The sequence below is a fragment of the Rhodopila globiformis genome (assembly GCF_002937115.1).
GTDB classification, from domain to species: Bacteria; Pseudomonadota; Alphaproteobacteria; order Acetobacterales; family Acetobacteraceae; genus Rhodopila; species Rhodopila globiformis.
Window position 1 is genome coordinate 1 of sequence record NZ_NHRY01000265.1, and the last position, 10748, is coordinate 10748.

Here is a 10748-nt window from a genome sequence, read left to right on the forward strand (position 1 = left end):
TCGCCGCCGCCAGGCCCCAGCCCAGCGCCAGCATCCATCCCACCCGCACGCCCACCAGCCGGGACGAGGTCGGGTTGAACGCCGCCGCCCGCATCGCCAGCCCCAGCCGCGTGCGGGTAAAGAACAGGTACACGCATGCAAGCACGATCAGCGTCACCGCCGTCGAGCCGAGCTCATGCCCCGACAGGTAGCCGCCCAGCATCGAGCGGTCGGGGAACGGCGACGGGAACTGCTTGATGGTGTAGTCGAACAGCCAGCCGCTCATGCTGTTGATGACCAGCAGCAGGCCGACGAACACGCCGACCGAGGCCAGCACCGGCGCGTTGGCCAGCGGTCGCATCAGCACGCGCTCGATGGCCACGCCGATGGCGAAGGAAATCACCACCGTGGCGGCGAACGCGATCCAGTACGGCAGGCCGATGTTGATCAGCGTCAGCGCGATGTAGGTGGAGAACGTCGCCATCTCCCCCTGCGCGAAATTGATGTGGTGGGTCGCCTGGTAGATCATCACCAGCGCCAGCGCGACGCTGGCATAGATGCCGCCGGTGGCGATGCCGGACATGACCTGATGGATGAAACCCTGCATGCTGCCGCTCCTCAGTAACCGAGGTACGAGCGGCGGATGCCCTCGTCCCTGGCGATCTCCGCCGACGAGCCGGCCATGACGATGCCGCCGGTCTCCAGCACATAGGCGTCCTCGGCGAATTCCAGCGCCAGGGCGGCGTTCTGCTCGACCAGCAGCATGGACACGCCGGCGTCCTCGCGGATGCGCTTCAGGATGCGGAAGATCTCCTGCACGATCAGCGGCGCGAGGCCGAACGAGGGTTCGTCCAGCAGCAGCAGGCGAGGACGCAGCAGCAGCGCGCGGGCGATGGCCAGCATCTGCTGCTCGCCGCCGGACAGGGTGCCGGCCTGCTGTTTGAAGCGCTCCTGCAGGCGGGGGAAATAGCGGAAGATGTGGCCGAAGTCGGCGGTCGCCTGGGCCGCCGGGCGGGTGTAGGCGCCCAGCCGCATGTTCTCCTCGACCGTCAGTTCCATGAAGGTGCCGCGGCCTTCGGGGACGTGGGCGACGCCGAGGCGGACGATGTCCTCGGTCGCCATGCCGTCGATCCGGCGGCCGTCGAGGGTGATGCTGCCCTGGGTGCGGACCATGCCGCAGATGGCGCGCAGCGTAGTGGTCTTGCCGGCGCCGTTGGCCCCGAGCAAGGCGGTGACACCACCCTGGCGGATGGCGAAGTCGATGCCATGGAGGACTTTGGTCTCGCCATAGGCGGCGTGGAGGCCCTTGGCCTCGAGCAGGTTGGTCACGGATGCATCCCGTGCGCCATGCGGTTGCAGCGACAGCCTGCCATACGCCTCCCCCCCTGTGTTCTTGGCTTTTCGTAGGTGATCGAAACCTGACGAAGCGGAACGGTGGAGTCAATCGGTGGAGGCAATCGGGGGAGGCAATCGGTGGAGCCGATCGGCCGCCTGGCAGCGTTCCCGGAACCGCGTCCTGCAGGCAGGACCGGCGGGCGAACGCGGTGGCGGCCGCGACGATGGCCAGGGCGACCGGTTCGCCGTTGAGCCAGGCCCATCCAGGCAGGACGGCGATCGGTTGGATCGGCCCCGCCACGGCGTCATCACGACGCCGCACCACAGGCACACATCTCAGAAACGGCGTTAAAATCAGATGCTTTCCCGATGGGCGGGACCATTCCCCCATCGTCATGGCCAGCACGCCGCCGGTTGCCGCGATCAGGCGCGTGACATGGGGTCGGATGGCGACGGCTACCCCCGGTATCTTGGCGTCTTGGCGTCGAACAGGAACCGTGCAACCGCGCCAGGCGGTGATGGGTGCGCTGCGCCGCTGGCCCGTGCGACTGGCTCCACCGATACAACGCCAGGACGCCAGGACACCGGGGCACGTGTCACTGTCCGGGGCGGCGGCTTGTCATGCCCTCGGTCGCCTCGTGCCGATCCGTAGCGCCGCCGGATCAGCATGAAGGCGTCGCGCAGTATCCGGCCAAGGCGTCCCAGGCTGTTCCCGGGATGTGTGCATGCCGCAGGGACACGCCCCATGCATATCAGGATAAGCGGGCTGGCGGAGCAAGGGCTTATCCCTCACCGTCATGGCCCGGCTTGTCCCTACCGCATGCACACATCCTGGAAACAACGGCAAGACCAGTCTTGCCCGGTGCCCGGGAACGGAGGCGCGTTTGGCTGAGAAGCAACCGGCCGGGTAGGCGCTGGATGGCATCGTCGTGGCGTGATCCGCACATCTGGCGTGGGGTGTCCTGCCCACCGGGATGGGGCGGGGGCGGGTTGGCCACCGCAATCAAGCGAACACGGAGTTGCACGGGGTTTGCACGGAGTTTCACGGAGTTGTCCGGGGCGCCCGCAGATGGTCGCCCCTGTGGCCGGCCCTGTGACCGCGTCCGATGATTTCAGGCGCTTCGCGCGAAGCGCAATATCCATGTCCTCCGTGCAACTCCGTGCAAACCCCGTGCAACTCCGTGTTCGCTTGATTGCCGCCGGTGAAACCAGCACCGGCCATGACAGTATGAGCCACAGCTGCAGCGGACCGTTTCCGAAATCTATGCATCCCGTAGGGCGTGTCCCGGCCACCCGCGCTTCGACGGCGCGAGGTGGATGGCCGGGACACGCCCCATACGCGCTAACTTAGGCGGCCGCTGGCACGGCCGTTGCCACCACGTCATGGTGGGCGCAGGCCCCATTGGCGTTAAAATAGCGTGGCGGCGGCACGATGCTTGCCATTCCGTCATGGCCCGGCTTGTCCGGGCCACCTATTCCAACACTGTGCCGCGACAGGTGGCCCGGACAAGCCGGGCCATGACAAGGAGGCAACAGCCAGCCCTATTTTAACACCAATGGGGCGCAGGCCCACCATCCACGCCTTCTGCCGCTATCGGCACCGCAAGACGTGGATGGCGGCCCTGCGGCCGCCATGACGACGGGGCGATGCGCCGCGTCCCGTCGCCAAAGTTAGCGCCTATGGGGACACGCCCGGCCATGACGGAGAGAGAACGGCCGCGGCGCTGCCATGACGGTGCGCAGGGCGCGGCCGTTCCGGCGCACGCGCAGCAGCTACGCCACCGCGGCGAATCCGTACTGCCCACCGAACGTCCCGGCGAATGCCGCGATGCGCGCATCGTAGGTCACCAGCGGACAGCACCGCTCGATGGCGGTGGCGATCAGCAGGCGGTCGCCCGGATCGCGATGCGCCAGGTCATGCAGTTGATACGCCTGCGCCGCGGCCGGATAACCCAGTGGCACGATGTCGATTCCCGGGCGGGTGGCGAACCGCTCGATCCAGGCCGCCACCGGCAGGTCAAGGCCGATCCGGCCGGCATCGACCAGGACGGCGATTTCCCAGACGCTGACGGCGCTGACCAGGATCGTCCCGCCGCCCCGCCAACAGGCGTCGATCCGCTCCCGAGTCGTGGGACGCAGCCGATCGCTGCCACTGTCCAGCCACAACAGGATGTGGGTGTCCAGCAGCAGCGTATCGGTCACCGTTCGACTTCGGCGCCGGTTTCGGCGTCCGATGCGTCCTCCAGCACCGGCGCGGTCAGATCGACGCCCTCCTGCACCCGGACCGAGCCGGGATGGGCGCCGAACAGGCTGCCGGCCCGGGCGGTCCGCTCCAGCAGGTGGCGCATCGCCAGGGCAACGGCTTCCGTTTTGTTTCCGCCTGTGAGACGGTTGGCAGCCGTCTCGATCAGGCCGACGACGTCCGGGCGGTTGATGGTGACGACGGTTGGCATGGCAACCTCGATCATTACGTCATTAATGATATAATGCCCACGCCGGTGGTGCAACACCTGCCTGGTTCCTGACCTCTGACCGGAAGGCCCCTGACCCAATGTTTCTGCTGTTCGGCTTCGCCTGGATCGCCGGTTGGGTGCTGGGCATCGTCGGCTTCTTCAGCGCCCTGTCGGCGCACCGGGAACTGCGGTGCCTGCGGACGATGCTGGCGGCCGGGCGGGTGCTGCCCGAACCGGTGATATCGGCGGACACCGCGGCTATGCCGGGACCCCAGCCGGCCGCCGCTGCCCCACCACCCAGGCAACTCGAGCCGGCCGGGCCGGAGCCCGAACCAGCCGTTGCCCCACCGCCTTCGGGTGACTTCGAGGCGATGCTCACCACTCGCTGGGGCATCTGGCTCGGCTCCGCGGCGCTGCTGTTCGCCGGGGTCTTCCTGGTGCGCTATGCGGTGGAGCAGGAACTGCTCGGCCCCGCCGCCCGCTGCGGCCTGGCCGCCCTGCTGGGGCTGGCGCTGCTGGCCGCCGCCGAGTTCCTGCACCGGCACGAGGGACCGCCGCTGAGCGGCCCGTTGGCCGTCCCGTTGGGCAGCGACCAGGCGCCGGGCGGCCTGGCGGCCGGCGGCACCGCCATCCTGTTCGGCGCCGCCTATGGCGCGGGACCGTTCTTCGGCCTGCTGCCGCCGGCGGCGGCGTTCGCGGCGATGGCGGCGGCGTCGCTGATCGCGCTGGCCGCGTCGCTGCGCTATGGCCCTTTGACCGCCGCGACCGGCCTGATCGGCGCCTTCGCCACGCCGGCACTGGTCGCCACCGAGACGCCGTCGCTGCCCGGACTGTTCGCCTGGCTGCTGGTCGTCTCCGCCGCCGCGCTGCTGGTCGTGCGCCGCACCGGCTGGACCTGGCTCGGCTGGGCGACGACGGTGGCCGGCGCGCTGTGGGTGTGCGTCGCGGGCTTCCCGCCGGCGGCGGATCGCTGGGCCGCGGCGGCGTTCGTGCCCGCCGCGGCGGCGCTGAACCTGCTGCTGCTGCCGCGTGCGGCGCTGGCGCAGCCGATTGGGCGGCGGCTGGCCTTCGTGCCGCTCGCCACGCTGGGCGCGGCGGGGTTGCTGCTGCTGGCCCTCGATGACGGCATCGCGCCGCGGCTGGCGCTGTTCGCGCTGTCGCCGATTGCGGTGGCGAAGGCGGCGGCCGAGCCGCGGCTGGCCCGCCTGCCCTGGGTCGCCGCGCTGCTGGGTCTGCTGACGCTGCTGCTGTGGTCCCTGCCCGCCTGGGCGCCGACGGGCGAAGCGATCCGCATCGAGGGCTCGGTGCAGGCGGTGCTGCCGGGCGCCTGGGCGCCACCGGCGCTGCTGCCGTTCCTGGTCGCCGCCTCGCTGTTCGCCGCGTTCCATGCCGCCGCCGGGCTGTGGCTGGAGCGGCGGGCGCCGTCCCCGTTGGCCCTGTCCCCGTTGGGCCTGTCCCCGTTGGCATGGTCCGCCCTGGTCGCCGCGGTGCCGGTGCTGACGCTGGCCGTCGCCTATGCCCGGATCATGCGCTTCCAGGCCGACGCCACCTGGGCGCTGGCCGCGCTGGCGCTGAGCGCCGCGCTGACCGCCACCGCCGCGGCGGCGATGCGCGAGGGCAGCCGGCAACGTGCGGGCGTGCATGCCGCCGGCGCGGTGGCCGCCCTGGCGCTGGGCTGCGCGATGATCCTGCACGACTACTGGCTGACCCTGGCGGTGGCGCTGTTCCTGCCGCCGCTGGCCTGGATCGAGGACCGCGCGGACCTGCCGGCGCTGCGGCCGGTGGCGCTGGCGGTGGCGATGGTGGTGCTGGCGCGGGCGGTGCTGAACTGGTATGTGCCGGGCTACGCCTTCGGCACGCTGCCGCTGGTGAACGGGCTGCTGGCCGGCTACGCCGCGCCCGCCGCGTCGTTCGCCGTCGCCTCGGTCCTGTTCCGCCGCCGCGCCGCCGATCGGCTGGTGGCGACGTTGGAGGCGGGCGCGGTGACGTTCCTCGCGCTGTTCGTCGCGCTGGAGATCCGCCACTGGCGCGGCGGCGGCGACCTGGCGCAGCCCGCGAGCCTCACAGAGGCCGCGCTGCACCTGCTGACGGTCGCCATGCAGGCGACAGCGTACCTGTATCTCGCGCGGCGCACCGGGCGGGTGGTGCTGGACTGGGCGTGGCGGATTCTGGGCGGGATTGCCCTGGCCTGGGGCGCCGCGCTGATCGCCGCGAACCCGATGGCGACCGGCGCGCCGGCCGGCGTAGCCGATTTGCTGGCCGCGTATCTGGCGCCGGCGGGGCTGGCGGCGCTGGCATGCCGCGCGCTGCCCAGCCCGGACCTGCGCACGCTGGCGGGCGGCTATGCCGTGCTGGCGGGCTTCGCCTGGATCACGCTGCAGATCCGGCAGGTCTTCCATCCCGCCGCGATGGCGTTTCCGGAGACGCCGGCCGAGGCGGCGGAACTTTGGCTGTGGTCCGGCGCCTGGCTGGCGTATGGCGTCGGCCTGATGGTCCTGGGCATCCGCAGCGGCCGGCGCGCGCTGCGGCTGACCGCGCTGGGGGTCGTCGGGCTGGTGTGCGTGAAGGTGTTCGCCGTCGACATGTCGGACCTGGCCGGGTTGTGGCGGGTGCTGTCGTTCCTGGGGCTGGGGCTGGCGCTGATTGGCCTGGGGGTGGTGTACCGGCGGTTCGTGCTGCCGGGGCGGGATGGTGCCACCGGGTGATATGGCCGCCGGGCCGCGTCGCGGCATGACCGCACGACTCATACCGGCCACGGACAGCCGGCTGTTCTTTCGTTACAGGCGGAATGGATTTCCCTTGCAGGCGGAATGGACTTTGGGATGTCCCGATCCATGCCGGGCTGCTGAGAAGATACGGTTCCGCAGAGTTGTCGCCTCACCGTCATGGCCGTGCGTGTGCCGGCCATCTGCGCTGCGACGACGGGGGTGGATGGCCGGGACACGCCCGGCCATGACGGAAAGGCAACGGCGCCGGCCATTATCATCCATCGTGGTGCGCGCGGGTGGGCTGAGGGACTGTGATGAAAATACTTGCAACAAATGAATTGGATCTTGGGTATCGGGCCGCGCCGCATTGGCGTTGCAGATCCGGCGCTCATTATCTTGGCCATGATGAACAAGGCACGGTGATCAACCCACGGCCATCGCGGCGGCAGGCGATCCGAATCCCTTCTCTGCGTGCTCTGCGCCCCGCTCTGCGATCTCTGCGTTGAAAAATGCGGTGCCGCAACCAAGAGCGGCGTTGCCAGTGAGTTGCCCAGCCTGCAACACCGGGGGCGCCCCGGCCACCGCGATTCGACGCAGAGATCGCAGAGCGGGGCGCAGAGCACGCAGAGAAGAATTGGGGCGACCTGCGGTCACGGCAGCCCGGACGCGGCCGGGCGGTTCGTGTTGCAACGCGCGGACCGACACTCAAGGCAATAAGGACCGGATCTCACTGCTGTCCGGTTCGCTAGACTTGGTTCCCCGATAACCATCTGAAGATACGCGACATTCCTGGGTTCGTTGCTGGGACAGATTTGATTTTGTCCTCACCTTTTCCGATGCTTGGAGCGTTGGAGGGGGTGACCATGAACATCGGCAAGACGCTGTTCGCGCAACTGATGGATTTCCTGCCGTGGAGCACGTTCGACCGGATCGTCGCGCGCCACGGTGGCGACCGGGCGATCCGAATGCTATCGTGCCGCGTGCACTATCAGGTGATGGCGTTCGCCCAGCTCACCTATCGAGAAAGCCTGCGCGATATCGAGGCCTGCCTGTCGGCGCAATCGACCAAGCTCTATCACATGGGGCTGCGCGAACCGGTTCGCCGTTCCACCCTGGCCGACGCCAACGAGACCCGCGATTGGCGCATCTATGCCGAATTCGCCCACCGATTGATTGCCCAGGCCAGGCGCCTGTATGCCAGCGACAGCTTCCTCGGCGACTTGAACAACACGGCCTGCGCCCTGGACTCGACCACCATCGACCTGTGTCTGTCACTGTTCCCTTGGGCGCATTTCCGCACCACCAAGGCGGCGGTGAAGATGTACACGCTGCTCGACCTGCGCGGCAATATCCCGAGCTTCATTCACGTCTCGGACGGCAAGCTGCACGACGCGCATGCGCTGGATATGCTCGTGCCCGAGCCCGGGGCAATCTAGCCCATCTTATTCACGGTTGATGTGTGCGTAACCATTTCTGAGCGCAGGACGCAATGATCCGTGGCGCCTATTTCATCGCGAGACAGGAACGGACGTGGCAGGCGTTGGCGGTTAACGGCAGGTGGCGAGATCGGGGCACAGACCCCCTCGGTCAGGGTCCCGCAGGGAGACAGCCACGCACCAGAGAAGCGAACAAATCAGCCTCCGGGCAGGCGCTGGTGAAGGCAATGCGGACCCGGGTGGCGGTCTCGGTGATACAGGCGCCGATCTTGATCAGACCCAGCCGCAGGGTATTGAACTCCGCGGTGGCGAGCGGCTGCGGCCCGGGGATGGCGTTACGGACGCACAACAGCAGCCAGTAGGCGGCGGTGTGCAAAATCAGCCGCACCTGGTTGGCGAGCGGGTCGCGGCAACTGGTGCGGTCGGAGGCAAGCTGGCCCTTGTGGAGCTTGATCAGATTTTCCATCTTCCCCCCTGAAGACGTCTGAAGAGCAATTCCCGGTGACCGCCCAGCCGCGGTTGGGTCGCGCCGCGTTACGCGCCTTGGTGACGTGGGTCGCGAGGCACCATGACGGGAGCACGCCCGACAACGGCCATGACCTGGGCACAACTGCCGGCGCCGACACGCCGGCGGATCGCGGTCCTGCTCAGTCACCTTCTCCGTCGCCCTCTGGCGCGCGCTCCCGTTGCGGAGGATCGCGGTCATGACCGGTTCCCATCTGACAATGAAGGGCACGATGTTCCTGTCGGAGAAGGTGCAGGGGCACCATCGCGATCGCCTGGCCATCGTCTACGTCCGGCAGTCGACGCTGCGGCAACTCGAACACCACCAGGAGTCGACCCGCTTGCAATACGCCCTGGTCGAGCGCGCGCTGCAACTCGGCTGGCCGCGCGAACGGGTGAAGGTGATTGATGATGATCTCGGACGCTCCGGCTCCTCCGCGGCCGATCGGCCCGGCTTTCAGCGGCTGGTTGCCGAGGTCGGGCTCGGTCACGTCGGGCTGGTGCTGGGCATTGAGATGTCGCGGCTGGCCCGGTCCTGCCGGGACTGGTACCAGCTGCTGGAGATCTGCGCTCTGTCGGAGACGTTGCTGGCTGATTGTGACGGCGTGTACGACGCAGGCTGGTATAATGACCGGATGCTGCTGGGGCTGAAGGGGACGTTGAGCGAGGCGGAACTGCATCTGCTGAAGGCACGCATGCATGAAGGGCGACGCGCCAAGGCGCAGCGCGGCGACCTGTTCTTCACGCCGCCACGGGGCTACGTGCGCGGGCCTGGGGGCGAGATCGTGCTGGACAGCGATGAGCGCGTGCGCGACGTCGTTCAGCTGGTGTTCGATACGTTCGAACGATACGGCACGATCAATGGGGTTCTCAGCTACCTTGTGGCTCATGGGCTGAAGTTGCCACATCGGGTTCGTTCCGGAGCGGGCAAGGGCGAGCTGGCGTGGCACGCGCCCAATCGTTACACGCTCACCGACATGCTGCGCAACCCGACCTACGCCGGGGCCTATGCCTATGGACGCCGTAAAAGCCGGCCCAGCCAGTCCCGCTCAGCGCAGGGATCCAGCCGGTGGAGCGCCGAGCCGGACGTGCTGATCAAGGAACGGCTCCCGGCCTACATCAGCTGGGACACCTACGAGCGGAACCAAAAGCAGATCGTGGCCAACGGCAGTGCCCACCGTGGCACCCCCAGGGGCGGTCCGGCGCTGCTGGCCGACTTGCTGACATGCGGTCGTTGCGGCCGGCGCATGGCGGCGCTGTACCCGAACGGTGGCCGCTTCCAGCGCTATGCCTGTTCCCGCGCATCGGTCAATTATGGCGCTCCGCTCTGCCAATCCCTGAGCGGGCCCAGGCTCAATGCGCTGGTGGCCGATCTGATGCTGCAGACGCTCGCCCCGGCCGCCCTGGAAGCCAGCCTGCAGGCCGCCGAGGATCTTGAGCTGGAACGCGCCACGCTGCATCGCCAGTGGCGCCAGCGGCTGGAGCGGGCCCGTTATGACGTCGAGCGCGCCCAGCGCCAGTACGATGCGGCCGAGCCGGAAAACCGCCTCGTGGTCCGCAGTCTGGAACAGCGATGGGAAGCGACGCTGGCCGATGAGTTACGCCTGCAGACCGAGCACCGGCAGTTCCTGGCGGAACAACCGTTGCCGCCGACACCCCAGGAGCGGGCGGCGATTGCGCAGTTGGCGTCGGACATGCCCGCGATCTGGACATCCGTCGATACAATGCCTGCCGATCGGCAGGCCATCGCCCGGCTGATGCTGGAGCGCATCATCGTGACGGTGAAAGACAACAGCGAGGCGGTTGCGGTGGAATGCCATTGGGCGGGCGGCGTGCAGACGCACCACGAGTTGCGGCGGCCGGTCGCGCACCTGACGCAGATGAGCAACCACACCGCCCTGCTGGAGCGTATCGGGGACCTGCATGCCAGCGGCCACAAGGCGCCGATGATCGCAGAAACCCTGAATGCGGAGGGGTGGATGCCACCCAAGCGCCGCGCCACCTTTACCGCTGATATGGTGCGACAGCTCCTGCATCGCATTGGCATCTCGATCGCCCCGCATCGGGGCTGGGTCACCCGGCTCAAGCAGCGCGAACCCGGAGAGTTGACCATCAATGAGCTTGTCGCGCGGCTCGGCATTCCATACAGTACTATCTATACTTGGATCCAGCGCCGTGTCGTTACTGCTCGCAAAGTCCCGGTGCTGAGCCACAGCCTGTGGCTGATCCGCGTCGATGAAGCTGAATTCAGCCGCCTGCGCCAGCTTCGGCATGGCATGACTATCCCGCAACCCTTTTGTGAGTCTTGAGACGCACCATGACGGCCAGATCTC

At 68.2% G+C, this 10748-nt stretch carries 6 protein-coding genes and 2 pseudogenes; 3 read left to right on the top strand and 5 right to left on the bottom strand.

From position 1 onward, the window contains the following. The 4 genes from CCS01_RS29185 to CCS01_RS29200 all read right to left on the bottom strand — a co-directional run. Positions 1-586: branched-chain amino acid ABC transporter permease (locus tag CCS01_RS29185; protein ID WP_104522291.1), on the bottom strand; the 586-nt coding region annotated here is incomplete at its 3' end. An 11-nt stretch (positions 587-597) separates the two neighbouring features. Beyond that, positions 598-1308 (bottom strand): ABC transporter ATP-binding protein, encoded by a 711-nt coding sequence (locus tag CCS01_RS29190; protein ID WP_104522292.1) that lies wholly within the window; start codon positions 1306-1308, stop codon positions 598-600. Between the two features lie 1779 nt (positions 1309-3087). Then, a complete protein-coding gene (locus tag CCS01_RS29195) occupies positions 3088-3516 on the bottom strand; it encodes a type II toxin-antitoxin system VapC family toxin (RefSeq protein WP_104522293.1) in 429 nt (142 codons plus the stop codon). Then, positions 3513-3767, bottom strand: a complete 255-nt coding sequence (locus tag CCS01_RS29200; RefSeq protein WP_104522296.1) for a hypothetical protein — start codon at positions 3765-3767, stop codon at positions 3513-3515. The genes CCS01_RS29195 and CCS01_RS29200 overlap by 4 nt, the downstream gene beginning before the upstream one ends. 98 nt (positions 3768-3865) lie before the next feature. On the opposite strand from CCS01_RS29200, the gene CCS01_RS29205 reads away from it, so the two are divergent. Then, on the top strand, positions 3866-6472 hold the full coding sequence (locus CCS01_RS29205) for a DUF2339 domain-containing protein (protein ID WP_104522294.1): 2607 nt from the start codon (positions 3866-3868) through the stop codon (positions 6470-6472). Positions 6473-7338: 866 nt separating this feature from the next. After that, positions 7339-7905 (top strand): annotated as a pseudogene (locus CCS01_RS29210) (DUF4372 domain-containing protein); the annotation flags it as partial. A gap of 157 nt (positions 7906-8062) precedes the next feature. Here the strand turns inward: CCS01_RS29210 and CCS01_RS29215 are convergent. Continuing rightward, a pseudogene (locus CCS01_RS29215) lies at positions 8063-8383 on the bottom strand (transposase); the annotation flags it as partial. 265 nt (positions 8384-8648) lie between these two features. Here CCS01_RS29215 and CCS01_RS29220 point away from each other — a divergent pair. Further along, positions 8649-10724 (top strand): recombinase family protein, encoded by a 2076-nt coding sequence (locus CCS01_RS29220; RefSeq protein ID WP_158258671.1) that lies wholly within the window; start codon positions 8649-8651, stop codon positions 10722-10724. Positions 10725-10748: the final 24 nt, after the last annotated feature.

Excerpts from the sequence above, each read along its gene's own strand:
- CCS01_RS29200 (WP_104522296.1), bottom strand. The coding sequence starts at position 3,767 with ATGCCAACCGTCGTCACCATCAACCGCCCGGACGTCGTCGGCCTGATC.
- CCS01_RS29205 (WP_104522294.1), top strand. The coding sequence starts at position 3,866 with ATGTTTCTGCTGTTCGGCTTCGCCTGGATCGCCGGTTGGGTGCTGGGC.
- CCS01_RS29220 (WP_158258671.1), top strand. The coding sequence starts at position 8,649 with ATGTTCCTGTCGGAGAAGGTGCAGGGGCACCATCGCGATCGCCTGGCC.